The 25,077-nt window shown below is 71.1% G+C and carries 21 protein-coding genes; 6 read left to right on the forward strand and 15 right to left on the reverse strand.

Annotation, left to right across the window (positions count from 1 at the left end; all coding sequences use genetic code 11):
* Genes opcA through tkt form a run of 4 tightly spaced genes read right to left on the reverse strand, consistent with a single transcriptional unit; the run spans nucleotide 1 to nucleotide 5,744 of the window.
* Nucleotides 1-930 carry a glucose-6-phosphate dehydrogenase assembly protein OpcA gene (gene opcA / locus ACIBN2_RS09725; protein ID WP_399133691.1) on the reverse strand — a complete coding sequence of 310 codons (930 nt, stop codon included), beginning with the start codon at nucleotides 928-930 and terminating at the stop codon, nucleotides 1-3.
* On the reverse strand, nucleotides 927-2,480 hold the full coding sequence (gene zwf, locus ACIBN2_RS09730; RefSeq protein WP_399133692.1) for a glucose-6-phosphate dehydrogenase: 1,554 nt from the start codon (nucleotides 2,478-2,480) through the stop codon (nucleotides 927-929). Before zwf ends, opcA begins: the two co-directional genes overlap by 4 nt.
* On the reverse strand, nucleotides 2,477-3,649 hold the full coding sequence (gene tal, locus ACIBN2_RS09735) for a transaldolase (RefSeq protein ID WP_399133693.1): 1,173 nt from the start codon (nucleotides 3,647-3,649) through the stop codon (nucleotides 2,477-2,479). The genes zwf and tal overlap by 4 nt, the downstream gene beginning before the upstream one ends.
* A gap of 19 nt (nucleotides 3,650-3,668) precedes the next feature.
* Nucleotides 3,669-5,744 (reverse strand): transketolase, encoded by a 2,076-nt coding sequence (gene tkt, locus ACIBN2_RS09740; protein WP_399133695.1) that lies wholly within the window; start codon nucleotides 5,742-5,744, stop codon nucleotides 3,669-3,671.
* A 146-nt stretch (nucleotides 5,745-5,890) separates the two neighbouring features.
* Between tkt and ACIBN2_RS09745 the strand changes: the two genes are divergently transcribed.
* A complete protein-coding gene (locus ACIBN2_RS09745) occupies nucleotides 5,891-6,796 on the forward strand; it encodes a helix-turn-helix domain-containing protein (protein WP_399133696.1) in 906 nt (301 codons plus the stop codon).
* A gap of 69 nt (nucleotides 6,797-6,865) precedes the next feature.
* Here the strand turns inward: ACIBN2_RS09745 and ACIBN2_RS09750 are convergent, their stop codons facing one another.
* The 3 genes from ACIBN2_RS09750 to ACIBN2_RS09760 form a co-directional block, all read right to left on the reverse strand.
* Entirely contained in the window at nucleotides 6,866-8,266 is a 1,401-nt protein-coding gene (locus tag ACIBN2_RS09750; protein ID WP_399133698.1) for a glycoside hydrolase family 16 protein, read from the reverse strand.
* A gap of 174 nt (nucleotides 8,267-8,440) precedes the next feature.
* Nucleotides 8,441-9,673 (reverse strand): Ig-like domain-containing protein, encoded by a 1,233-nt coding sequence (locus ACIBN2_RS09755; protein ID WP_399133699.1) that lies wholly within the window; start codon nucleotides 9,671-9,673, stop codon nucleotides 8,441-8,443.
* Nucleotides 9,674-9,829: 156 nt separating this feature from the next.
* Nucleotides 9,830-11,932, reverse strand: a complete 2,103-nt coding sequence (locus ACIBN2_RS09760) for an MMPL family transporter (RefSeq protein WP_399133700.1) — start codon at nucleotides 11,930-11,932, stop codon at nucleotides 9,830-9,832.
* Nucleotides 11,933-12,160: 228 nt separating this feature from the next.
* On the opposite strand from ACIBN2_RS09760, the gene ACIBN2_RS09765 reads away from it, so the two are divergent.
* Nucleotides 12,161-12,565: a VOC family protein gene (locus ACIBN2_RS09765; protein WP_399133701.1), complete on the forward strand. Its 405-nt coding sequence runs from the start codon at nucleotides 12,161-12,163 to the stop codon at nucleotides 12,563-12,565.
* Here the strand turns inward: ACIBN2_RS09765 and ACIBN2_RS09770 are convergent.
* From ACIBN2_RS09770 to ACIBN2_RS09785, 4 genes are all read right to left on the reverse strand, one after another.
* A complete protein-coding gene (locus ACIBN2_RS09770; RefSeq protein ID WP_399133702.1) occupies nucleotides 12,562-13,230 on the reverse strand; it encodes a response regulator in 669 nt (222 codons plus the stop codon). The two genes, ACIBN2_RS09765 and ACIBN2_RS09770, sit on opposite strands and share 4 nt — an antisense overlap.
* The gene (locus tag ACIBN2_RS09775) at nucleotides 13,227-14,411 is read right to left on the reverse strand and encodes a sensor histidine kinase (RefSeq protein WP_399133703.1); all 1,185 of its coding nucleotides are present in this window, start codon (nucleotides 14,409-14,411) and stop codon (nucleotides 13,227-13,229) included. Before ACIBN2_RS09775 ends, ACIBN2_RS09770 begins: the two co-directional genes overlap by 4 nt.
* A 97-nt stretch (nucleotides 14,412-14,508) precedes the next feature.
* Entirely contained in the window at nucleotides 14,509-15,300 is a 792-nt protein-coding gene (locus tag ACIBN2_RS09780) for an IclR family transcriptional regulator (RefSeq protein ID WP_399133704.1), read from the reverse strand.
* Nucleotides 15,301-15,364: 64 nt separating this feature from the next.
* Nucleotides 15,365-15,790, reverse strand: a complete 426-nt coding sequence (locus tag ACIBN2_RS09785) for a MarR family winged helix-turn-helix transcriptional regulator (protein WP_399133972.1) — start codon at nucleotides 15,788-15,790, stop codon at nucleotides 15,365-15,367.
* Nucleotides 15,791-15,980: 190 nt separating this feature from the next.
* Here ACIBN2_RS09785 and ACIBN2_RS09790 point away from each other — a divergent pair, with 190 nt between their 5' ends.
* Genes ACIBN2_RS09790 through ACIBN2_RS09805 form a run of 4 tightly spaced genes read left to right on the forward strand, consistent with a single transcriptional unit; the run spans nucleotide 15,981 to nucleotide 19,805 of the window.
* A complete protein-coding gene (locus ACIBN2_RS09790) occupies nucleotides 15,981-16,898 on the forward strand; it encodes an SDR family NAD(P)-dependent oxidoreductase (RefSeq protein ID WP_399133705.1) in 918 nt (305 codons plus the stop codon).
* Between the two features lie 35 nt (nucleotides 16,899-16,933).
* Nucleotides 16,934-17,812 carry an amidohydrolase family protein gene (locus ACIBN2_RS09795; RefSeq protein WP_399133973.1) on the forward strand — a complete coding sequence of 293 codons (879 nt, stop codon included), beginning with the start codon at nucleotides 16,934-16,936 and terminating at the stop codon, nucleotides 17,810-17,812.
* A gap of 10 nt (nucleotides 17,813-17,822) precedes the next feature.
* Complete coding sequence (locus ACIBN2_RS09800) at nucleotides 17,823-19,334, forward strand: long-chain fatty acid--CoA ligase (RefSeq protein WP_399133706.1); 1,512 nt, start codon at nucleotides 17,823-17,825, stop codon at nucleotides 19,332-19,334.
* 15 nt (nucleotides 19,335-19,349) lie between these two features.
* Nucleotides 19,350-19,805, forward strand: a complete 456-nt coding sequence (locus ACIBN2_RS09805) for a MaoC family dehydratase (protein ID WP_399133707.1) — start codon at nucleotides 19,350-19,352, stop codon at nucleotides 19,803-19,805.
* On the opposite strand, the gene ACIBN2_RS09810 is transcribed toward ACIBN2_RS09805, so the two are convergent.
* Genes ACIBN2_RS09810 through ACIBN2_RS09825 form a run of 4 tightly spaced genes read right to left on the reverse strand, consistent with a single transcriptional unit; the run spans nucleotide 19,796 to nucleotide 25,057 of the window.
* Nucleotides 19,796-20,626, reverse strand: a complete 831-nt coding sequence (locus ACIBN2_RS09810) for a PaaX family transcriptional regulator C-terminal domain-containing protein (protein ID WP_399133708.1) — start codon at nucleotides 20,624-20,626, stop codon at nucleotides 19,796-19,798. The genes ACIBN2_RS09805 and ACIBN2_RS09810 overlap by 10 nt on opposite strands.
* Nucleotides 20,627-20,650: 24 nt before the next feature.
* Nucleotides 20,651-21,502 (reverse strand): hypothetical protein, encoded by an 852-nt coding sequence (locus ACIBN2_RS09815; RefSeq protein WP_399133709.1) that lies wholly within the window; start codon nucleotides 21,500-21,502, stop codon nucleotides 20,651-20,653.
* Nucleotides 21,502-23,196, reverse strand: coding sequence for a histidinol-phosphatase (locus ACIBN2_RS09820; RefSeq protein ID WP_399133710.1), 1,695 nt, complete (start codon nucleotides 23,194-23,196; stop codon nucleotides 21,502-21,504). The genes ACIBN2_RS09815 and ACIBN2_RS09820 overlap by 1 nt, the downstream gene beginning before the upstream one ends.
* A 28-nt stretch (nucleotides 23,197-23,224) precedes the next feature.
* Nucleotides 23,225-25,057 (reverse strand): LamG-like jellyroll fold domain-containing protein, encoded by a 1,833-nt coding sequence (locus ACIBN2_RS09825; protein WP_399133711.1) that lies wholly within the window; start codon nucleotides 25,055-25,057, stop codon nucleotides 23,225-23,227.
* Between the last annotated feature and the right edge of the window lie 20 nt (nucleotides 25,058-25,077).

The following is a 25,077-nucleotide window of genomic DNA, read 5'->3' on the forward strand; positions in this document are numbered from 1 at the left end:
TCAGACGGTCTCCTTGGTGGCTGCCTCGCCCCGCAGGGCGACGGCGTACATCTCGTCGGCGTCGAGGCGGCGCAGTTCCTCGGCGATGAGCTCGGACATGGTGCGGACCTTCAGCGCGAGGGTGCGCGGGGGCTGGTCCGGCAGGGTCAGCGTGGCCAGCGGGCCCTCGGGGCGGTCGATGACGATGTCGCCGCCGGCGGTGCCGAGGCGGACGGCGGTGACGACCGGGCCGTCGGTGACCACGCGGTCGATCTTCACGTTCAGCCGGGCCTCCAGCCAGCGCGCCAGCAGCTCGGCGGCCGGGTTCTCGGCCTCGGCCTCGACGGCGCCCGAGACGATCTTCGTGCGGGCCTGGTCCAGGGCCGCGGCCAGCATCGAGCGCCACGGCGTCAGCCGGGTCCAGGCGAGATCGGTGTCACCGGGCGCGTAGGAGCGGGCCCGCTGCTCCAGCGCCGCCAGCGGGTCCCCGACGGCGTACAGGTCGGTGATCCGGCGCTGGGCGAGGGCGCCGAGCGGGTCCTTGGCGGGCACCTCGGGCGCGTCCACCGGCCACCACACGACGACCGGCGCGTCGGGCAGCAGCAGGGGCAGGACGACCGAGTCGGCGTGGTCGGACACCTCGCCGTAGGTGCGCAGCACGACCGTCTCGCCGGTGCCGGCGTCGGAGCCCACCCGCACCTCGGCGTCCAGCTTGGAGGCGACGCGGTCGCGCGGGGTGCGGGCCTGCCGCCTGATGACGACCAGGGTGCGCGAGGGGTGCTCGTGCGAGGCCTCCTCGGCGGCCTTGATCGAGTCGTAGGCGTTCTCCTCGTCCGTGACGATCACCATCGTCAGGACCATGCCCACGGCGGGCGTGCCGATGGCGCGGCGGCCCTGCACCAGCGCCTTGTTGATCTTGCTTGCCGTGGTGTCGGTCAGGTCGATCTTCATGGCCTGCGCCAGCTCCGTCCGTCTCGTGCGAGCATCTCGTCGGCTTCCTCGGGTCCCCAGGAACCCGAGGCGTACTGCGCGGGCCTGCCGTGGTCCGCCCAGTACCCCTCGATCGGGTCGAGGATCTTCCAGGACTCTTCCACTTCCTGGTGACGGGGGAACAGGTTGGCGTCGCCGAGCAGTACGTCCAGGATGAGCCGCTCGTACGCCTCCGGGCTGGACTCGGTGAAGGACTCGCCGTAGGCGAAGTCCATCGTGACGTCCCGGATCTCCATCGAGGTGCCCGGCACCTTGGAGCCGAAGCGGACCGTCATGCCCTCGTCCGGCTGGACCCGGATGACGATCGCGTTCTCGCCGAGCTCCTCGGTGGCGGTGGAGTCGAAGGGGGAGTGCGGCGCCCGCTGGAAGACGACCGCGATCTCGGTGACCCGGCGGCCCAGCCGCTTGCCCGTGCGCAGGTAGAAGGGGATGCCGGCCCAGCGGCGGTTGTCGATCTCGATCTTGACGGCGGCGTAGGTGTCGGTCTTCGACTTGGGGTCGATGCCCTCCTCCTGGAGGTACCCGGCCACCTTCTCGCCGCCCTGCCAGCCCTCGGCGTACTGCGCGAGAACGCTGCTCCTGCCCGGATCGTCCGGCACCCGCGCCGACTTGAGCACCTTGAGCTTCTCGGTGAGCAGCGCATCGGCGTCGAAGGCGATGGGCTCCTCCATCGCGGTCAGCGCCATCAGCTGGAGCAGGTGGTTCTGGATGACGTCGCGGGCGGCGCCGATGCCGTCGTAGTAGCCGGCCCGGCCGCCGATGCCGATGTCCTCGGCCATGGTGATCTGCACGTGGTCCACGAAGGACCGGTTCCAGATGGGCTCGTACATCTGGTTGGCGAAGCGCAGCGCCAGGATGTTCTGGACGGTCTCCTTGCCCAGGTAGTGGTCGATACGGAAGACCTCTTCCGGCTCGAACACGTCGTGCAGGAGCGCGTTCAGCTTGCGGGCGCTCGCCAGGTCGTGCCCGAACGGCTTCTCGATGACCGCCCGCCGCCAGGCGTCCCCCGGGGCCTTCGCCAGACCGTGCTTCTTCAGCTGCCGGACGACCTTCGGGAAGAACTTCGGCGGTACGGAGAGGTAGAAGGCGTAGTTGCCGTTGGTCCCGCGCGCCTTGTCGAGCTCGTCGACGGTGCCGCGCAGCAGCTCGAACGCCGTGTCGTCGTCGAAGTCGCCCGGGATGAACCGCATGCCCTCGGCGAGCTGCTGCCAGACCTCCTCGCGGAACTCGGTCCGGGCGTGCTCGCGGACCGCGTCGTGCACGACCTGCGCGAAGTCCTGGTCCTCCCAGTCCCGGCGGGCGAAGCCGACGAGCGAGAAGCCCGGCGGCAGCAGCCCGCGGTTGGCGAGGTCGTAGACGGCCGGCATCAGCTTCTTGCGGGACAGGTCACCGGTGACGCCGAAGATGACGAGACCGGACGGGCCCGCGATACGGGGCAGCCGCCGGTCGCGCTCGTCGCGCAGCGGGTTGGTCCAGTCGAGATCCGCGTCCGTTGCAGCCTGCTCGGTCATTCTGCATCGACTCCCTTGCCGTCCAGGGACTTCGTCACGGTGTCCAGCAGGTCCTGCCAGGCCGTCTCGAACTTGGCGACGCCCTCGTCCTCGAGCTGCTGGACGACCTCGTCGTAGGAGATGCCGAGCGCCTCGACGGCGGCCAGGTCCGCGCGGGCCCGGTCGTAGCCGCCGGTCACCGTGTCGCCGGTGATGCCGCCGTGGTCGGCGGTGGCGTTCAGCGTGCCCTCCGGCATCGTGTTGACGGTGCCGGGCGCGACCAGCTCGTCGACGTACAGGGTGTCCTTGTACGCCGGGTCCTTCACCCCGGTCGAGGCCCACAGCGGGCGCTGCGCGTTGGCCCGCGCGCCGGCGAGGGCCGTCCAGCGCGCCGACGGCCGCGTCGGGCCGGCGACCGAGCCGAACACCTCTTCATAAGCCTCGTACGCGAGCCGTGCGTTCGCCAGCGCGGCCCTGCCCTTCAGGGCGAGCGCCTCGTCGGTGCCCAGCACGGTCAGGCGCTTGTCGATCTCGGCGTCGACGCGGGAGACGAAGAAGGAGGCGACGGAGTGGATCGTGGCCAGGTCCAGGCCCCTCGCCTGCGCCTTCTCCAGGCCGGCCAGGTAGGCGTCCATGACCTCGCGGTAGCGTTCCAGCGAGAAGATCAGCGTGACGTTGACGCTGATCCCGAGGCCGACGACCTCGGTGATCGCCGGGAGGCCCGCCTTGGTCGCCGGAATCTTGATCATGACGTTGGGGCGGTCGACCAGCCAGGCGAGCTGCTTTGCCTCGGCCACGGTGGCCCTGGTGCGGTGTGCGAGGCGCGGGTCGACCTCGATGGAGACCCGTCCGTCGCGGCCGTCCGTCGCGTCGTACACGGGCCGCAGGATGTCGGCGGCGGCGCGCACGTCGGCGGTGGTCATCATCCGTACGGCCTCGTCGACGGTGACGCCCCGCACCGCGAGGTCGGCGAGCTGCTCCTCGTAGCCCTCGCCGGAGCCGATGGCGGCCTGGAAGATGGACGGGTTGGTGGTCACGCCGACCACGTTGCTGTTCTGGACGAGTTCGGCCAGGTTGCCGGACTCGATGCGCCTGCGGGAGAGGTCGTCCAGCCAGATGGAGACGCCTTCGCCGCTGAGGCGTTCAAGGGCTCCCACGGTGGTCGCGGTTGCTTCGGTCACAGTGATCATCTTCTTTCTGGCGATCGGATCAACCGCGGGCGGCGGCCACGGATTCCCGGGCTGCGGCGGCGACGTTCTCGGGGGTGAAGCCGAACTCGGCGAACAGGGTCTTGGCGTCGGCGGAGGCGCCGAAGTGCTCGAGGGAGACGATGCGTCCTGCGTCACCCGTGAAGCGGTACCACGTCAGGCCGATGCCGGCCTCGACCGCAACGCGGGCCTTCACCGACGGCGGAAGGACGCTCTCGCGGTACTCGCGCGGCTGCTCCTCGAACCACTCCACGGACGGCATCGACACCACGCGCGTGCCGGTCCCCTCGGCCTCCAGCCGCTCGCGTGCGGCGACGGCGAGCTGGACCTCGGAGCCGGTGGCGATCAGGATCACGTCCGGCGTCGGGGTCGAGGACTCCTTCAGGACGTAACCGCCCTTCGCCGCATCGGGGTTGGGCGCATAGGTGGGCACGCCCTGACGGGTGAGCGCGAGGCCGTGCGGGGCCGGCTTGGTGGAGTGCCGCTGGAGGATCTCGGCCCAGGCGATCGCGGTCTCGTTGGCGTCGGCCGGGCGGACCACGTTCAGGCCCGGGATGGCGCGCAGGGAGGCCAGGTGCTCGACCGGCTGGTGGGTCGGGCCGTCCTCGCCGAGACCGACGGAGTCGTGCGTCCAGACGTACGTCACCGGCAGCTGCATCAGGGCCGACATACGGACGGCGTTGCGCATGTAGTCGGAGAAGACCAGGAAGGTGCCGCCGTAGATACGGGTGTTGCCGTGCAGGGCGATGCCGTTCATCTCCGCGGCCATCGAGAACTCTCGGATGCCGAAGTGGACGGTGCGGCCGTACGGGTCGGCCTCCGGCAGCGGGTTGCCCTTCGGCAGGAAGGACGAGGTCTTGTCGATGGTGGTGTTGTTGGAGCCGGCCAGGTCGGCGGAGCCGCCCCACAGCTCGGGCAGCACCCCGCCGAGGGCCTGCAGCACCTTGCCGGAGGCGGCACGCGTGGCGACGGCCTTGCCCTCCTCGAAGACCGGCAGAGCGTCCTGCCAGCCCTCCGGCAGCCGCCCGGCCACGACCCGGTCGAACAGCTCGGCCCGCTCGGGGTTGGCGCCCCGCCACTTGTCGATCTGCTTGTCCCAGGCGGCGTGCGCCTCGGCGCCGCGGTCCAGGGCCTCGCGGGCGTGGGCGAGCACGTCGGCGTCGACCTGGAAGGACTGCTCGGGGTCGAAGCCGAGGACGCGCTTGGTGGCGGCCACCTCGTCGGCGCCGAGCGCGGAGCCGTGGGAGGCCTCGGTGTTCTGCGCGTTCGGGGCGGGCCAGGCGATGATCGTGCGCATCGCGATGATCGAGGGGCGCCCGGTCTCTGCCTGCGCGGCCTTCAGCGCCGCGTGCAGCGCGGGCACGTCGACGTCGCCGCTCTCCGACGGCTCGACGCGCTGGGTGTGCCAGCCGTACGCCTCGTAGCGCCCGAGGACGTCCTCGGAGAACGCGGTCGCGGTGTCGCCCTCGATCGAGATGTGGTTGTCGTCGTAGAGGAAGACCAGGTTGCCGAGCTTCTGGTGACCGGCCATCGAGGATGCCTCGGCGGAGACGCCCTCCTCCAGGTCGCCGTCGGAGACGATCGCCCAGACGGTGTGGTCGAAGGGGGAGGTGCCCTCGGGGGCCTCGGGGTCGAACAGGCCGCGCTCGTAGCGCGCGGCCATCGCCATGCCGACGGCGTTGGCGGCGCCCTGGCCGAGCGGCCCGGTGGTGGTCTCCACGCCGGCGGTGTGGCCGTACTCGGGGTGACCGGGCGTCTTCGAACCGTGCGTCCGGAAGGCCTTCAGATCGTCCAGGCCCACCTCGTAGCCGGCCAGGTACAGCTGGGTGTAGAGGGTCAGCGAGGTGTGGCCGGGGGACAGAACGAAACGATCCCGGCCGGTCCACTCAGGGTCGGCGGGATCGTGACGCATCATCTTCTGAAAGATCGTGTACGCGGCCGGGGCCAGGCTCATCGCGGTGCCCGGATGGCCGTTGCCCACCTTCTGCACCGCGTCGGCCGCCAGCAGGCGGGCAGTGTCGACCGCACGCCGGTCGAGTTCGGTCCATTCGAAGCTGTCCGGTGTCTGCGTGCTCATCTTCAAAAAGTCCTCGATCGAAGCGGTTCTCGTGCTCGGATGCGTTCAAATCTAAAAGTCTGACTTTTGAGCCGGAAGGTCGCCGTGTGTCAGCCTGTGGTGAAAGTGGGACACCGACGGCACGACCGAGGCGGCACGAGACGGACATGGCGGGCAGAACCATCCAAGGCGGGGGCGATGACGGCGCGGTGGACGGCATCCGAACGTTCCCTTTCCCGGTCGAGCTGAGCGTGGGCGGAGTCGGCATGCAGGTCGGCCCGATGGAGGCGGGCCGCACCTGGCACGCCCAGGCACCGCTGGAACGGGTGCACCGCATCGACTTCCATGTCGTGATGCTCTTCGACGGCGGCCCGGTCCGCCACATGATCGACTTCGCCGAACACGAGGCGTCCGCCGGCGACCTGCTGTGGATCCGTCCGGGCCAGGTGCACCGTTTCTCGCGGACCAGCGAGTACCGCGGAACCGTGCTGACCATGCAGCCCGGATTCCTCCCGCGCGCCACGGTGGAGGCGACCGGCCTCTACCACTACGACCAGCCGCCGCTGCTCCACCCCGACGCGCCCCGGCTCGCCGCCCTGCGCGCCTGTCTGGCCCAGCTGCAACGCGAGTACGAGGACACCGAGACGCTGCCGCCGAGCCTGCACACGGCCGTGCTGCGGCACTCCCTGACCGCGTTCCTGCTGCGCCTGGCACATCTGGCTGCCAGCTCCGCGGAGGCGGAACGCGGCCAGGCCGACACCACCTTCACCCTCTTCCGGGACGCCGTGGAGCGGAACTTCGCCACCAACCACAGCGTCAGCGCCTACGCCGACTCCCTCGGCTACTCCCGCCGCACCCTCGTCCGCGCGGTCCGCGCCGCCACCGGCGAGACCCCCAAAGGCTTCATCGACAAGCGGGTCGTGCTGGAGGCGAAACGGCTGCTGGCCCACACGGACATGCCGATCGGCAGGATCGGCGCGGCGATCGGCTTCCCCGACGCCGCGAACTTCTCGAAGTTCTTCCAGCAGCACACGGAGCAGACGCCGGCGGCGTTCCGGGCGGAGCTGCGGTAGGTCCGCCCGGCCGGCACGCGTGATGCCCCGCGAGGAGGGAATCCTCGCGGGGCATCGTCAAGTGCCGTATCAGTGACCGAAGTCGAACCAGTTCACGTTCACGAAGTCGGCCGGCTGGCCGCTGGTGAAGGTGAGATAGACGTCGTGCGTGCCGGTCACCGAGCTGATGTTGGCGGGCACGGTTCTCCACGACTGCCAGCCGCCCGTGTTGGACAGTGCGAAGCTGCCGATCGGTGCGTTGCTGCGGCTGTCCAGGCGCACCTCGACCAGACCGCTGACACCGCTCGCCGCGCCGCTCGCCACCCGGGCGCTGAACTGGGTGGCCGCCGTGGAGCCGAAGTTGACGCCCTTGTACAGCGCCCAGTCGCCGTTGGTGAGGTAGCCCATGTCCTGTCCGCCGCCGCTGTCCGTGGTGCTCTCGGTGGTGACGCCGGACTGGCTGTCGTAGGACTCGGCCTGGATGGGGCTGTAGGCGTCGCGGTTGCCGGTGGGCGGCGGTGTGGTGCCACCGCCGCCGCCGGAGGAGAGCACCTGGACGTAGTCCACGACCATCGGATGGCCGGACTCGGTGGCGCTGGTCGGGCCGCCGCCGAAGGCGTCCGGGAAGCCTCCGCCCATCGCCACGTTCAGGATCACGAAGAAGCCGTGGTTGGTGGCGTTGGCCCAGGTCGTCGCGTCCATCTGACTGGCCGTCACGGTGTGGTAGTTGACGCCGTCGACGTAGAAGCGGATCGCCTCGGGGCTGACCGAGCGGTCCCACTCCATGCTGTAGGTGTGGAAGCCGGACTGGCAGGTGCTGTTCGGGCAGGCGATCGAGTTGCCGATGCCCGTCGTCTCGTTGCAGGGCCCGCCCGGGTTGGTGCCGCAGTGCATGGTCGCCCAGACCTTGTTCATGCCCTGGACGTTCTCCATGATGTCCAGCTCGCCGACGCTCGGCCAGTTCTGGTAGTTGCCGCGGTAGGGCGCGCCCAGCGCCCAGAACGCCGGCCAGTAGCCCGCGGCCGCGTTGCCCGTGACGTTGGGCATCTGGATCCGGGCCTCGACGCGCAGCTTGCCGCCCGCCGGGGGCTGGAAGTCGGTGCGGGCGGTCTCGATACGGCCGGAGGTCCAGTGGCCGGACGAGTCGCGCACCGGGGTGATGCGCAGGTTGCCGTTGCCGTCGAGCGCGACGTTGCTGGTGCTGCTGGTCATCGTCTCGACCTCGCCGGTACCCCAGTTGGCGGCGCCGCCGGGATACGAGGTCCCGGTGTCGTACTGCCAGTTGGAGGTGTTGACGCCGGTCCCGGCGGAGCCGTTGAAGTCGTCGAGGAAGACCTGGTTCCAGCCCGACGGGGGAGTCGGGGCGGAGGCGCTGGCGGACTGGGTGGTGATCGTGGCGGCGGCCGCCACCAGACCGAGGGTGCCGACAGCGGCGACGAGTGCCCGCCGTAGCGGGCGCCGTCTGTGATGCGTGCCGGAGGTGTCACTCATGCGGGGTGCCTCCCGGGGGCGGAGTGAGGTGCGCTGGGTGCCATGAGTCCCGAACGTTTCTGAGAGCGCTCTCAGAGTGGGCCCAATGTGCTCCCGGTCCTCCCGGTCGTCAAGAGTTGAAGCAGGCAAAGTCTTTCTGTGGCAGGTGAGTTCACCCCATGAACGGCATATGTGCTAAAGAGCGCTGCCCTTCTTCCACTCCGCCCACGACAGGTTCCAGCCGTTGAGCCCGTTGTCCGGGTCGACGATGCGCTCACCCGAGTTCCTGACGACGACGACGTCGCCGAGCATCGAGCTGTCGTAGAACTCGTAGCCCGCCACCGAGGCGTCGTCCGCGCCCTTGGCGTCGTGCAGGCCCACGCAGCCGTGGCTGGTGTTCTCGTGGCCGAACACCGCTGTGGACGCCCAGTAGTTGCCGTGCACGAAGGTGCCGGAGGTGGTCAGGCGCTGGGCGTGCGGGACGTCGGAGATGTCGTACTCGTCGCCGAGCCCGACCGTCGAGGACTCCATACGGGTCTGCTTGAACCGCTCGCTGATCACCATGATCCCGGACCAGGTGGTGTGGTCGGCGTCGCCGCCGGAGACCGGGTAGGTGGCGTACGTCGTCCCGTTGCGCCGTACCGTCATCTCCTTGGCGGCCAGGTCGACCGTGCTGATCTGCTCGCGGCCGATGTGGAAGGTGACGTCCTTGGACTGCGTGCCGTAGACGCCGTCCGCGCCCTCGACGTCCTTCAGCCGCAGGCTGAGGGTGATCTTCGTGCCGGCCGCCCAGTACGTCTCGGGGCGGAAGTCGAGCCGTGTGTCGCTGAACCAGTGGCCGACCATCTCGACGGCGGGCTCGGCGGTGACGGTGACGGCCTTCTGGACGGCGGCCCGGTCCGTGACGGCGTGCGTGAAATTGATCGACACGGGCATGCCGACGCCGGAGGTGGAGTCCGCCTCCGGCGTGAAGTAGCCGACGAACGTCTCACCGGGCGACTTCGTGGTGAAGCTCGCCGTCCGCGCCGATGCGCCCTCGGCCGTGGCCGAGACCGTGTACTTCGTCCCCGAGTAGGGATTTCCGGCCGAAGTCCACCTGGTCTTCGCCGCGTTGAAGGAACCGGCCAGCGTGGAACCGTCGTTTCCGGTGACCTTCACCGAGGCGAGCGTGCCGTCGGTCACGGTGACCTCGACGGGGCTCGAGAACCCGGCCTTCCTGGTGCCGTCAGCGGGTGTGACCGAGATCGTGGGCCTCTTCGCCGCTGCCTTCGTGGCCGTCCTCGCCGCCCCTTCCGAGGCGTCCGCCGAACCGCTGCACCCGGTCAGTGCGGCGGCGGCCGGCGCGATGCCGAGCACCGTCAGCAGCCCGCGCCGGGACCACTTCCGCGACGACGGCTCGGACCGGTTCGATATGTGCGCAACGCCCACGGCAGGCCCTCCTGGGATGTCCACCTTTTCCGGATGCATCCTGCGCCGCGTAACTTTGTTGATCCTTTGAATCCACGGGCCGATTCCTGAGATTCCTGTGAGGACGGTGACGAGAAGCCTGAAACCACGGTGAGCCGCGGACGTCGTCCGGAAACCTCACGCGTTCGTCGTCACCCGCTCCCGGGGTGCCGCCTCCTCGCTCAGCCCGAACCGTTCGTGCGCCCGGCGCAGCGGCTTCGGTGCCCACCAGGCGCGGCGGCCCAGGAGGGTCATCGTCGCCGGGACGAGCAGCATGCGGACGACGGTCGCGTCGATCAGTACCGCGAGGGTGAGGCCGAGGCCGATCTGGAGGATGGGGGAGAAGCCGCCCGTCATGAAGGCGCCGAAGACGACGGCGAGGAGCAGGGCGGCGCAGGTGACCACCCGGCCGGAGCGGCGCAGTCCGGTGACCACGGCCTCCTGGTGGCCGCCGGACGCGAGCCACGCCTCGCGCATCCGGGCCAGGATGAACAGCTCGTAGTCCATGGCCAGTCCGAAGGCGATCGCGACGATCAGCGGGGGTGCGGTGAGGCTGAGGGCGCCCAGTCCCTCGGCGCCCAGCACGCCGGCCAGATGGCCGTCCTGGAAGACCAGCACCACCACGCCGAGGGCCGCGCCCAGGCTGAGCAGCGTGGTCAGGATCGTGCGCAGCGGGATCAGCACCGACCCGGTGAAGGCGAAGAGCAGGACGAAGATGCCGGCCAGCACGGTCACCGCGGCCCAGGGCGCCCGCTCGGAGAGCATGGCGCGGAAGTCGACCAGGCGGGCGGCGGGTCCTGTCACCCGCACGGGCTGGTCGCCGCGCACGGCGCGGACCTGTTCGACCAGGTCGGTGGCCTGTGTGCCGTCGACCCGGCCGGACGGCCGAAGGTTCACGACCGTTGCGCCGCCCGGCAGTTCGCGGGAGCCGGCGGTCGGGGAGAGGGCGCGGATCCGGTCGGCGGTCGCGGTGTCGGTGCCGGGCCCGAGGACGACCGTGACCGGTGAGACGCCGGTGCCGGGCGGGAAGTGCGCGTCGACGGTGTCGTACAGCTGCCGTGCCTCGGTGCTCGCCGGGAGCTGGGTGGCGTCGCCGATCTCGATCCTCATCCCGGTGACGGGCAGGGCGAGCAGGAGCAGGGCCGGTACGACGGTGGCGAGCACGGCGATACGGCGGCGGGCCGCGAAGCGGGCGATGCGGGCGAAGAAGCGGCCTTCCTCGCCCGCCGGGCGTTCCTTCGCCGGGGCGATATTCGCGCCGAACCTCACCAGCAGCGCGGGGAGAAGCGTCACCGCGGCCAGCATGTCGACGACGACCACCGCCGCCACGGCCAGCCCCATGCTGCGCAGGAACACGCTGGGGAAGACCAGCAGTCCGGTCAGGCTGACGGCCACCGTGAGCCCTGAGAACATCACGGTCCGCCCGGCCGCGGCGACCGTCCGGTGCACCGCCTCCACGACGTCCGCCGTGTGCCGGCGCTCCTCGCGGAAGCGGACCAGCATCAACAGGGCGTAGTCCACGGCCAGTCCGAGGCCCAGCATGGTGGTCACCTGGATCGCGTAGACCGATATGTCGGTGAGGTGGCTGAAGCCGAACAGGGCGAGGAAGGCGCCCGCGATCCCGCTGACCGCGATCACCAGCGGCAGTGCGGCCGCACGCAGTCCGCCGAACACGACGAGCAGCAGGGCCAGTACGACGGGCAGCGAGATCAACTCGGCGTTCCTGACGTCCTGCTGAGCCCGTTCCCCGAGCTGCTTGCCCAGCAACGGGCCGCCACTGACGTCGACCTGGGGCGCGTCGATCTGCTTGATGAGGTCGGTGGCGGCGTCCACGGCCCGTTCCTCGGCGTCGTCGCCGAGGCCGCCCTTGAGCGTGACGGGGAGGATCAGCGCCTGCCCGTCCTCCGAGGTCAGGCCGCGCGTCGTGTACGGGTCCGGCACCGCGGCGACCCCGGCGATGCCGCGTACGTCCGCGACGGCTCGCTCGACCTGGCGGCGCAGCGCGGGACCGGAGACCGGGGCGCCCTCGACGACGCCGGTGATCGACTCACCCGTCGGGTCGGTCCGGTCCAGGTACCGGGCGGCGTGCTCCGACTCGGTGCCCGGCACCTCGGGCACGTTGTCGGAGAGCCGCGCGAAGACGCCCGTCCCCAGCCCGAAGCCGAGCAGCAGGAAGAGCACCCACAGAAGGATGACGGTCAGCGGGCGGCGGGTCGCGGCCCGGGCAAGGCTGGAGAGCACGGTGCCTCCCGGCAAGTGGTCGGTTCTCGACGACCCCAGGCTCGTCCCGGCGGGGGTGGTCCCGGATCGCCGGTGGGAGCGGTTTCGAGGCATGGGCCGTACGGGGGAGGCCGGGGCCCTTCTCCCTCCCGCGGGGGAGAAGCCCTCCCGCGAGGGGAAAGGAGGGAATCGTGCGGACCGGTGGCGTAGTTGACCGGGCAAGGTACCCGCGATTCCCGAGGAGCCCGTATGCCCGACGAACCGGCCGTCCGCGAACTCCGCCTGGTGGTCACAGCCGCCGACTACGACGAGGCGCTGCGCTTCTACCGCGATGTGCTGGGCCTGCCCGAGCGTGCCGCGTACTCCTCGCCCGACGGGCGGGTCACCATCCTCGAGGCGGGCCGCGCCACGCTGGAGCTGACCGACCCGAACCACGCCGCGTTCATCGACGACGTCGAGGTGGGGCACCGGGTGGCCGGGCACATCCGGGTGGCCTTCGAGGTCGGCGACTCGGCCGCCGCTACGTCGAGGCTGGCCGCCGCGGGCGCCGAGGTGCTCGCGGAGCCGAGGCGGACCCCGTGGAACTCGCTCAACTCGCGGCTGGAGGCGCCGGGTGCGCTGCAGCTCACCCTCTTCGAAGAGCTCGACGGCTAGGACTGGCCCGGCGCCACCAGCCCCGTCTCGTACGCGCAGATCACCGCCTGCACCCGGTCCCTGAGTCCGAGCTTGCCCAGGACGTTGCTGACATGGGTCTTGACGGTGTGCTCGCTGACGAACAGGGTCGTGGCGATCTCGGCGTTGGACAGGCCGCGGGCCAGCATGCGCAGGGTCTCCACCTCGCGGGCGGTCAGCGCGTCCAGCCGCTGCGGGGTCGCCTCGGCGGCGGCCTCCTCCCGGCGGCGCCGCACGATGTCCGCGACCAGCCGCCGGGTCACCGTCGGCGCGAGCAGGGAGTCGCCGGCCGCCACGACGCGCACGGCGTGCACGAGGTCGTCGCGGCGCACGTCCTTGAGCAGAAAGCCGCTGGCGCCCGCGTAGAGCGCCTCGTAGACGTACTCGTCCAGGTCGAACGTGGTCAGCATGACCACCTTGCAGGCGGACTGCGCGCACACCCGCCGGGCCGCCTCCAGCCCGTCCATCACGGGCATGCGGATGTCCAGGAGCAGCACGTCCGGCGCGTGCTCCCGCACCGCCGCGACGGCCTCGTTGCCGTCGCCGGCCTCGGCGACCACGGCGATGTCCTGCTGCGCCTCAAGGATCATGCTGAAGCCGCTGCGGACCAGTTCCTGGTCGTCGGCGACGACCACCCGGATGCTCACCCCAGGGCCGCCTGCCGGTCGGCGGTGGCGGGCAGGCGTACGACGACGCGGAAGCCGCCGTCCGGCCCGCGTCCGGTCTCGGCGCTGCCGCCGCAGGCGGTGGCCCGTTCCCGGATGCCGATCAGGCCGTGTCCGCCGCCCGGTGCCGTGGGCCCGCGCCCGTCGTCCGTCACGGTCAGCGTCAAGTGGTCCTCCGCCCAGTGGAGTTCGACGGTCGCGTGGGAAGCGTACGCGTGCTTGACCGTGTTGGTCAGGGCCTCCTGGGCCACGCGGTAGGCGGCGGCCTCGGCGTCCGGCGGCATGGCGTACGGCTCACCCTCGGTGCGCAACTCGACGTGCAGGCCGGTCGATTCGGCGACCTGCCGGACCAGGCCGGGCAAGGCCGCGACACAGGGCTGCGGCGAAGTGCCGCTTCTCTGCTCCTCCTTGAGGACTCCGAGGATGCGCCGCAGCTGTGCCATGGCGTCCCGCCCGGCCGCGGCGATCGCCTCGAAGGATGCCTCCGCGCGGTCCGGATCGCTGCGCACCACGACCGGCCCGGCCTCCGCCTGCACCACCATCAGGCTCACCGCGTGGGCGAGGACGTCGTGCATGTCCCGGGCGATACGGGCGCGTTCCTGCGCGAGGGCCCGCGCGGTGTCGGCGGCGCGCTCCCGTTCCAGGCGCCGGGCCCGGTCCTCCACTTCGGTGGTGTAGGCGCGCTGCACGCGGGCGAGCGTCCCGAGGCCGTACGCGCACAGGACGGTCAGCAGGTGGAATGCGTACTCGAAGGGACGGGCGTTCTCCTTGTGCTGCATGGTCAGGGTGGCGCCGACGAGCCAGCCCGCCAGCATCAGCCGCCGCTGCCAGACGGGGGAGCGGGCCGCCAGCGTGTAGAGGACGACCAGGCCGCCCCAGACCACGTCCGGCGGGGGCGCATGATAGACGGCCATCGCCGGTGTCGCGGCCGAGACGACCCACGCCGTCGCGAAGGGCCAGCGCCGCCGCCACACCAGCGGCACGGCGGTGGCGGCCCCCAGCAGCCAGCCCTGCCAGGACAGCGGGTCGTCGCCCTCGTCGGGGAACATCCACTGCAGGGAGACCGCGAACAGCACGAGTGCGGCGAGTGCGGTGTCGACGGCGTACGGATTGGCCGTGCGCAGACGTGCGGCGGCCTGCGTGAACCAGGACTGCGGGGACATGGGCGGCTCCTCGGGGCAAGGGCAGCTCCAGTATCACGACGGCCGCGCGGGCGGGCCTCGCCGGTGAGAGGGATATCCGGCACCCGCCGGGCGGGCCTCACGGCTCCTTCGCCGGCCGCCAGCCCATCGCCCGCGAGATGCCGAGTGCCGCGAGCCGCACCGCGGGCGCCAGCACCGGTACCTGCGCGTCGGTCTGCGGCACCACCACCGACACCGCGGCGACCACCGCCCCGCCCCGGCCGCGCACCGGGGCGGCCACCGACAGGGCGTCGTCGGTCACCTGGCGGCTGCTCACCGCGACCCCCGTGTGCCGCACCTCGGCCAGCACCCGGCGCAGCCGCGCCGGATCCGTGATGGTGTACGGCGTGAAGGACGCGAGCGTGCCCGCGCAGTACTGCTCCTGGAACTCCGGATCGCCGTGCGCCAGCAGCACGAGCCCGACCCCGGTGGCGTGCAGCGGCCAGCGGGCGCCGACGCGGATGTGCACCCCGACCGCGGAACGCCCCGAGATCCACTCGGTGTAGACGACCTCTCCGCCGTCCTGCACCGCCAGCTGCACGTTCTCGTGGGTCGCCTCGTACAGGTCCTCCAGGTACGGCAGGGCGAGCTGGCGCAGCGCGAGTCCGCGCGGGGCGAGCGTCGCGATCTCCCAGAGCCGGAGCCCGACGTGATAGACGCCGGAGTCGTCCCGCTCCAGGGCACCCCAGTCGGTGAGGGCGCCCACGAGCCGGTGCGCGGTGGTGAGGGTCAGCCCGGCCCGCCGGCTGATGTCCGTCAGGGACAGCGCCGGGTGCTCGTGGTCGAAGGCGGCGAGCACGGCCAGCAGCCGGTCGGGCGCGGTGGGGGTGCCCCCGCTCGGGCGAAGCCGAGAGTGGGGGAGGTCGTTCATGGGCGGGCGTCCTTCGGGTGGGCCGGGTCGTAGGGGCGGGCGCTTCACGGACTCACGCGCGACATCAGGCCAGTCCGTCCTCCGCGATCCGCAGCAGCAGCGCGTGCAGCGCCTCCCGTTCGGCCGGCTCCAGCGGGCCGAGCAGCTCGTTCGTCACGCGCAGGCCCGCCTCGTCGGTGTCGCGCAGGAAGGCGCGGCCCTCGCCGGTGAGGGCGACGATGCGGCTGCGGCGGTCGCCGGGGGAGGGGCGGCGCTCGGCGAAGCCCAGCTTCTCCAGGTCGTCGACCAGGCCGACGATCGCGCTCGGGTCGTAACCGAGCCGGGCACTCAACTCGCGCTGCGGCGCACCCTCCGAGGTGGCCAGGAAGCGCAGCACCGCGTAGTGGCGCAGGCGCAGTCCGGACTCCTGGAGGAACGTGTTGAACAGCTGACCGGAGCGCAGGCCGAGGCGGTACAGCAGATAGCCCGTGTCCGCGTGGAGCCCGCGCATCCACGGCTCGTCCGCGTCGATGGGCTGCGGGGTGGCGTGCTGGCGTGTGATGGCGGGCTCCCTGTGCTCGGTGCGTGGTGGAGATTCCAGCATGGCGCACCTCCCGGTCGCCAACAACTATTGACGTCAACAATCATTGCTCTTAGCTTCGATCTCGTAGCCGCACCCAGCAAGCCGAAGGGACCCACCCGTGCCCAGCATCGATCTCACCGGCAAGGCCGCCGTCGTCACCGGCAGCGGCCGGGGCCTCGGCCTCGCCTACGCGCACGCCCTGGCCGCCCACGGCGCGTCCGTGGTCGTCAACGACGTCGACGAGGCGGTGGCCGAGGCGGCCGTGAAGTCCATCCGCGAGGCCGGCGGCACCGCCGTCGCCGAAGTGGTCCCGGTCGGCACGACCGAGGCCGCCGACCGCCTGGTGGCCCGCGCGGTCGAGGAGTTCGGCCGGCTCGACATCCTGGTCACCAACGCCGGCATCCTGCGCGACAAGGTGCTGTGGAAGATGACCGACGAGGACTTCGACGCGGTCGTCACCACCCACCTCAAGGGCACCTTCACCTGCGCCCGCGCCGCCGCCGTCCGCATGCGCGAGCAGGGCGAGGGCGGCACGCTGATCCTGGTCGGCTCCCCGGCCGGCCAGCGCGGCAACTTCGGGCAGACCAACTACGCGGCCGCCAAGGCCGGCATCGCCGCGATGGCCCGCACCTGGTCGATGGAGCTGGGCCGCGCCAACATCACCGTCAACGCGATCGTGCCGGTCGCCGCGACCGCGATGACCGAGACCATCCCCGCCTTCGCCCCGTACGTCGAGGCCATGCGGAACGGCGAGCCGCTGCCGGACTTCCTGCGCAAGGGCGAGGGCTTCGGCACCCCCGAGGACTGCGCGGCCCTGGTGCCCTTCCTCGCCTCCGGGGCCGCCCGGGGCATCACCGGCCAGGCCATCGGCATCGGCGGCGACAAGGTGGCACTCTGGTCCCATCCGCAGGAGATCAAGGCGGCGTACGCCGACGGCGGCTGGACCCCCGACACCCTGGCCGACGCCTTTCCGACGTCCGTGGGCGCCGAACTCCAGTCGGTCGGCATTCCGGCACCCAAGCTCCCGGAGGCGTGATGACCCCCGCCACGAACCGCGGCACGAAACCCGCCATGAACCTCGACGAGCTCGTCGCGATCGACGTCCACACCCACGCGGAGGTCTCCTCCAAGGGCGGACAGTCCTCCCTCGACGACGACCTGCACGAGGCCTCCTCCGCCTACTTCAAGGTCGAGGGCAAGCGGAAGCCCACGCTGGAGGAGACGGCCGCCTACTACCGCGAGCGGAAGATGGCCGCCGTGATCTTCACGGTGGACGCCGAGTCGGCGACCGGCACCGCGCCCGTCCCGAACGAGGAGGTCGCCGAGGCCGCCGCCGCCAACGCCGACGTCCTCGTCCCCTTCGCCTCCATCGACCCCTTCCGCGGGAAGGCGGGCGTCAAGCAGGCCCGCCGCCTGGTCGAGGAGTACGGGGTGAAGGGCTTCAAGTTCCACCCCAGCATCCAGGGCTTCTTCCCCAACGACCGCTCGGTGGCGTACGAGCTCTACGAGGTGATCGAGGAGACGGGCACCATCGCCCTCTTCCACACCGGCCAGACCGGCATCGGCGCCGGCGTCCCCGGCGGGGGCGGCATCCGGCTCAAGTACTCCAACCCGCTCCACGTCGACGACGTCGCCGCCGACTTCCCGCACCTGAAGATCATCCTGGCGCATCCGTCCTTCCCCTGGCAGGACGAGGCGCTCGCCGTCGCCACCCACAAGCCGGGCGTGCACATCGACCTGTCCGGCTGGTCGCCGAAGTACTTCCCGCCGCAGCTCGTGCAGTACGCCAACACGCTGCTCAAGGACAAGGTCCTCTTCGGCTCCGACTTCCCCGTCCTCACCCCCGACCGCTGGCTCGCCGACTTCGGCAAGCTGTCGATCAAGGACGAGGTCAAGCCGAAGATCCTCAAGGAGAACGCCGCCCGGCTGCTCGGGCTGGCCAAGCCGTAAGGGGCCGTAGATGCGCAATGAGGGACTGGGGTCGTGGCCCGCACGCCGGGCCCGCAAGACCCCGCACCGCACCGCCCTGATCCACGGCGGCACCTCGCTCACGTACGCGCAGCTGTACGACCGCACCACCCGCCTCGCCCACGCGCTGCGCGCCCGCGGCGTCCGGCGCGGCGACCGCATCGCCTACCTCGGCCCCAACCACCCTTCCTATCTGGAGACTCTGTTCGCGGCGGGCACGCTCGGCGCGGTCTTCGTACCGCTCAACACTCGTCTCGCAGGCCCCGAGATCGCCTTCCAGCTCACCGACTCCGGTGCGAAGGCGCTCGTTTACGGTTCCGCGCACGCCGGCCTCGTCGCCGGACTGCCGGGCGGCACCGACGTACGGACGTATCTCCAAGTCGGCTCCGAATACGAGGAGTTGACGGCCGCTGCCGCGGACGAGCCGATCGACGAGCCGGTCACGCCCGACGACACCTGCGTCATCATGTACACCTCGGGGACCACCGGCCGCCCCAAGGGCGCGATGCTCACCCACGCCAACCTGACCTGGAACGCGCTCAACGTCCTCGTCGACACCGACCTGATCGCCGACGAACGCGCCCTGGTCTCCGCGCCGTTGTTCCACACGGCCGGCCTGAACATGCTGACGCTGCCGGTGCTGCTGAAGGGCGGCACCTGCGTCCTGGTGGAGAGCTTCGACCCGGAGGCGACCTTCGACCTGATCGAACGGCACCGGATCACCTTCATGTTCGGGGTGCCGACGATGTTCGAGCAGGTGGCCCGGCATCCGCGCTGGCCGGACGCGGACCTGTCGTCGCTGCGGATCCTCACCTGCGGCGGCTCACCGGTGTCGACGCCCCTGATCGCCGCGTACCAGGAGCGGGGCCTGACCTTCCTCCAGGGCTACGGCATGACCGAGGCGTCCCCCGGCACCCTGTTCCTGGACGCCGAGCACGCGGTCAGCAAGGCGGGCTCGGCAGGCGTCCCGCACTTCTTCAGCGATGTCCGCGTCGTACGGCCGGACTTCACGCCGGCCGACGTCGGCGAGACCGGCGAGGTCGTGGTCCGCGGGCCGCACGTCATGCCCGGCTACTGGGGGCTGCCCGAGGAGACGGCCCGCACCTTCACCGACGGCTGGTTCCGCAGCGGGGACGCGGCCCGGGTGGACGAGGACGGCTACGTCCACATCGTCGACCGCATCAAGGACATGATCATCTCCGGCGGCGAGAACATCTACCCCGCCGAGATCGAGGACCTGCTGCTCTCCCACCCGGACATCGTCGAGTGCGCGGTCATCGGCGTGCCGGACGACAGGTGGGGCGAGGTGCCGCGCGCGGTCGTCGTGCCGCGTGCGGGCGCCGCGCTCGACCCCGACGAGGTGCTGGCCTCGCTGTCCGGCCGCCTCGCCAAGTACAAGATCCCGAAGTCGGTGGCGCTCGCGGACGAACTCCCGCGCACCGCCTCCGGAAAGCTCCTCAAGTCCCGGGTGCGCAAGCACTACGGCACCCCCCGACTCCCGTAAGGAACAAGGCTGCTCATGAGCGTCACCGTCAACGGCATCGACGAGCTGAAGAAGCTCGCCGGCAGCGATCTCGGCACCAGCGAGTGGATCGAGGTCACCCAGCGGCGCATCGACACCTTCGCCGACGCCACCGGCGACCACCAGTGGATCCACGTGGATCCCGAGCGCGCGAAGGAGGGCCCCTTCGGCGCGCCCATCGCGCACGGTTATCTGACCCTCTCCCTCTTCATCCCCCTGTTCACCGAACTGCTCGACGTCCAGGGCGTCACGACGAAGGTCAACTACGGCCTGAACAAGGTCCGTTTCCCCTCGCCGGTGAAGGCCGGCTCCCGGATCCGTCTCGTCGGCAGGCTCGCCGGGGTCGAGGACGTGCCGGGCGGGGTGCAGATCACCGTCGACGGCACGATCGAGATCGAGGGCGGCACCAAGCCGGCCGCCGTGCTGCAGAGCCTGTCGCGCTTCTACGCCTGATCGGGGCGGACCGGCACCAGGTCGAGAAGGCGCCCCGAGGCCTCGCGCGCGAGCGGGGTGAGCCGGTCGTGCACCGTCCGGAACGTCTTCTCGGCCCGCTCCGCCGGCCAGTCGTCCGGCAGGTGCTTCACCGGCAGGCGCGGGTCGCCGCGGATGATCCGCAGCCACTCGGTGTGCAGCCGCAGCCGCAGCACGAGGGCGTCCTCGGGCTCCGGCAGCGGATCCTCCCGGCCTTGCCAGCGCTCTGTGAACTCCTCGTAGCGCGAGGCCAGTTCGGGCAGCTCCCAGGTCTCCTCGATCATCGCGCCGATGTCCATGCCGCTGTCGGCGTGCGCGCGGAAGACCTTCACGTGGGCGGACAGGCCCAGCTCGGCCACGAGCTCCGCCACGTCGATCTCGCCCGGCGCGATCCACAGGCCGCTGAACAGCGGGCCGAAGCCGCTCCAGGTGAGCTTGGAGCGCAGGTCGTGCCGCTGCCGCTGCCAGGACTCGGGGAGGGAGAAGCCGAGCAGGGTCCAGGTGCCGTCCCAGTCGCGGTTGACCGCGCCGGTGTGCCAGATGCGCCGCTCCCCGTCGTGCAGCACGGCCCGCGCGTGCTCGGTCAGGCCGAAGTACATCCTGCGGCCCTCGCGCTGGCGGCGCAGCAGCCCCCGGTTGACCATCCGGGTCAGGGTCGAGCGGGTCGCCTGCTCGCCGACGCCGGCGCGCTCGAACACGTCGATCACGCTGCCCGAGTACACGCAGACGTCCCGCCCGAGCACCTGGTCGCCCAGGAACGTCAGCAGGAGGGACTGGGGCCGCAACGACTCCTCACCTGTCATGCGGCCACCGTACGTCGTCCTCGATCAGCTCGTCGTCCACCGGTACGAGTACACCGTCGTCGCCAGCGCGCACACCCCCGGCGGGACGACCTCCGCCCGCAGCGTGCCGCTGTTCACGTCGTAGTCGACGCCCTCCGCCTCGAACGTGCCGTCCTTGCAGATGCTCTGCTGCGGGAGGCCGAACAGGGCCGTCACCGAGCCGGTGACCGGCTGCCCGTCGAGCTTGTGCGGCAGGTCGACCTGGAGGAGGGGGCGGCTTTCGGGGAAGAGCTGCCCCGACGCGTCGTCCGAGGCGCACACCAGGCGGGTGTCCGTCACGAAGTCGCAGCCCTGGATGTCGCGCACCGGCTTGTCCAGGGTGATCTGCCAGGCCTCGTCGAGCTCGCCGCCCTGTTGCGGGGTGGACGGGTTCAGCAGGGGGGCCGGGAAGACCTGGAGCCGGTTCTGGTCGCCCCACTCGCCCGACACCAGCCACTGCGCGTCGGGCGACACGGCCGCGAAGGAGTTGTTGATCTTCTCGCCGGGGTTGAGCCGGTGCACGTACTCGTAGCGCTTCCCGGCCGGCGTGGTGACCGCGAACATCTTCGACGTGCCCGTGTCGGCGCCCTGGTAGGCGTCGAAGGTGTAGCCGCGCGCGATGTCCGGGTCGCCGACGTGGTTCCAGCCCTTGACTCTCAGGCTCAGCGGGATGTCCGCGAGGCCGCGGTACAGCACCGAGCCGTCGGCGCGGCTCGCCGGGCCCTGCCCGCCGCCCAGCGTGTCGGTGTACGACGTACCGGACTGCGCCCAGTGCGGCTCACCGGAGGCGAAGGCGCTCGGGGCGCCGACGGCGAAAGCGGAGGTTAATGCGGCCAGAGCAATGAGCTGACGCTTCATCAGATACCTGCCACGTCGACGAAGATGGGGTTGGAATAGAACCACGTATCGGCCCACGGGTCACCGTTTCCGGGCTCGTGCGGAATCGGCCCGTTCGGGTCGACGGAGGCGCCCAGGTAGCCGGTGCCGTGGCGGTTGCCGTCACTGCCGCGCAGCCGGACGTAGAAGGACTCGTCGCCCGCCGTCAGCGGGATGCGCAGCGTGTAGGTCCCGTCGCGGCCGGACACCTCCTTGGTGTGCACGACCTTGGTGTCGGGTGCCTGCCAGGCGTCCCGGTCGCTCTCCGGGCCGCGCACCGCGCCGCGGATCACGTCCACGTGCGCCAACTGCGGCAGGATTCCGTGGGGGTTGGCCCGGGAGGCCGTCGTCACCGTCACGTACAGGGTGATCTTCTCGCCTTTGCGGACCCGCAGCCGTCCGCCCAGCGTGACGCCGCGTCCGTGGTCGCAGTCCCGCTTCAGGCGGACGTCGAGCCCGTCGAGCAGATGCCCGTGGTCGAGCCAGACGCGGCCCGCGCGCAGGCCCGCCATCACCGCGCGGTGGCCGTAGCGGGTGACCCCGACGTGGGTGCGGCTGAACTCGCCGGGCCAGAAGTCGCTGCCCGGCTGCGGGGAGTCGGTGTTCACCGGGTCGGGCAGCTTGCCGGTGTTGTCGAAGTTCTGCCCGGCCGGCCAGTCGCCGTTCCTCCAGGTGTCGAAGACCGTGCGGTGGTTGTCGGAGTTGGTGGTGATCGTGAAGAGACGGCCCTCCGACAGCATCGCGTCCCACAGGCCGCCGACGGTGGCGGTCGCCCAGTCGAAGCCGCCGTAGGTGAGGTACGCGTCCGCCGGGTAGCCCGGCCACGACTGCGCGGACGGCTTGTTCTCGTACTCGCCGCGGATGGACGTGCTGCCGCGCCAGCCCGGGATCGCCGCACCCTGGGCGCCGGGCGCGCCCTCCATGCCGATCACGATCTCCGGGGCCGCGTCCCGCCAGTTGCGCATCTCGTGCGGGGAGTCGATGCCCAGGCGCAGGGGATGGTTGGCGAGGACGAGGACATCGTCGACGTAGCCCGAACGGCGCTGCTCCGCCAGCCACTTGACCGCCTTGACGGCGTGCGCCTCGTTGCGGGCGGTGTCGGCGTCGGCGGCGCCGCCCTTGTCGTAGCCGAGCAGTTTGCCGTCGTAGGCGAGCTCGAACCGCGTGAGCAGGTCGGTCTCGTGCGGGCCGGGCGCGGCGAACACGGTGCAGTGCTCGGCGGCCGGGATGTACCACTCCAGGCCCTGGAAGATCAGCTGACGCGGGTTCTCCCGGCGGGCCTTGACGATCTCGGCGTGCTCCAGCTTCGCGCCGTAGCGGGCGTGCCCGAAGTTGGAGTGCTCGTTGAACACCATCCAGTCCAGGCCGTACGTGGCGGCGGCGCGCGCCTGCTGGGAGAACGTGTACTTCGCGTCGTGGCTGTAGACGGAGTGCACGTGGTGGTCGCCGACGAGGTAGGCCAGGCGCGGGTCGTCTCCGCCGAAGCCGCGGCCGGAGGCGGCCTCGGCGGCGGAGGCGGGTCCGGCGAGGGCCGGTGCAGCCGCCGCACCGAGCGCGAACGCGGCGCCGAACAGGCCCGCGCGGCGCAGTAGTTGGCGCCTCGACACGCCCTGGGCGTCGAGGTCGCCGGGGGAGACGGACGGGTCGGCCCAGACGGGCAGCTGCTGCTCGGTCATGGTCGGGTACGTGTCCATTTCGAGGGCGTCAGTGGGTCATGAAGGAGGTGACGGGCAGCGCCCGCGCGACGATCCGGACGTCGCCGAGGCGGCCGTGCAGGATCTGGTCGATCTTGTCGGCGTACGTGTAGCCGCCCAGCAGCCAGGGCAGGCCGGCGGAGGCGATGCCGGTCGCGGTGGCGCTCGGGTTGCGGACGACGGGGCAGCCCTCGACATAGAGGGTCGTGTGCCGTCCGTCGTTGACCACGGCGAGGTGCCACCAGGTCTCCAGCGGCGTCTCCTGGCCCCAGTTGGTGGCGATGCCCTCCTGGTTGAGCGGGCGCATCGCCCACTGCGGCTCGCGGTCGTCGGACAGCGAGAGCGTGGCCAGGGGCTCGTCGGGGTCGTCGGCGGTCTTGCCCGCATCGCGGCCCGTGCCGGTGCGGCCGACGATGCCGGACCAGGCGTGGTGAGCCGGATCCCAGTCGGCGGGCAGCCGGTAGAACGCCTCGATGGTGTAACCGCCGCCGAATGTGGCCGAGTTGAGCGGGGCGCCGTCGACCGTCTTCAGATACGCGCCCTTCAGCGGCGACTTGTAGCCCTGGAACTCCAGGCTGCCGTGGCCGGGCTGGTCGGGGTGGTGGTCCGCCGACCAGCCCAGTGTGCCGCCGCCGACGGAGACCACGGTGAGGTCGTTGCCGTGGCCGGACAGGTCGCGGACCGTGCCGGTGCCGGGGACGGCCGAGTCGAAGCGCCAGTAGGCGGCCGTGCCACGGACCAGCATCGCGGAGGCGGGACGCGCCGGGCGGGCCGGTTCGGGGTCGAAGCCGGAGAAGCGGTCGGCGAAGTCGATGTCGACGGAGAAGCGGTCCGCGTCGCCGCTGAGCTCGAGCTCCTGCCGCTCCAGCTCGTTGAGACCCTTCTTCGCCCGGCCGAGGATCCACGGCGAGACCGTCTCCACGTCGATGACGTTGCGGTCCAGGTCGAAGTGGTAGAGGCGGATCATCGCCGCACCGCCGAAGTAGCGGTTCTGGTAGTTCGTGAGATGGAGATGGACCGCGTTGCCGGCCGCGTTCTCGCGGGTCGCCCGGCCCGCGGGCCAGTAGTGGCCGTTGAGGGTGAGGAAGATCTGGTCGTGGCCGTCGACCAGCTGGTCCCAGAGCTGCTGCCCGTGGTCGGACAACTCCTCTTCCGCCACGACGAGTTCGTGCGTGGTGAGGATGACCGGCGTCTTCGGGTGCTGAGCCAGCACGTCCTTCGCCCAGGCGTACCCCTTCGCCGACAGCCGCCAGTCCAGCGCCAGCACCAGCCACTCGCGCCCGGCTGCCCGGAACCGGTGGTAGGTGTGGTAACCGTCCGAAGAGGCGCCCCCGAACGTCGGCTTGCCTTTGAAGCGCTGCGGTCCGAAGGCGTCCAGGTACGGCGTCGGACCGCGCTGGTCGTCCGTCGACGACTTGATGTCGTGGTTGCCGGCCAGGACGCTGTAGCCGACGCCCCGCCGGTCGAGCAGCCCGAACGCCTCGCTGATCGCGGCGAATTCCTCCTTGGCGCCGTTCTGGGTGAGGTCGCCGAGGTGGGACAGGAAGACGATGTTGTCGTCCCTGCCGTGCTCCAGCAGGTAGCGCAGGGACGCCTCGATGGGCGCCGGGTTGATGCTGGGCCCGTCGAAGAGGTACTGGGTGTCGGGCATCACCGCGAGGGTGAAGCGCCGACTCTCCGTGTCGGGTCGCCAACCGCTCGCCAAGGCCGCTTCGGCGACGGCCGGCAGCGCGACCGAGGCCGAGGCGGCGGCGCCCAGCAGCGCGGTGGCCCTGAGGAAACTGCGTCTTCCGGCGCTGGCCTGCGCGGGTTCGCTCTGGCTGTGGTCATGCGAAGTACACACGCGTGCTCCGTGGGATGTGA

It is taken from the genome of Streptomyces sp. NPDC050534, from assembly GCF_044457745.1.
Taxonomy (GTDB): Bacteria; Actinomycetota; Actinomycetes; order Streptomycetales; family Streptomycetaceae; genus Streptomyces.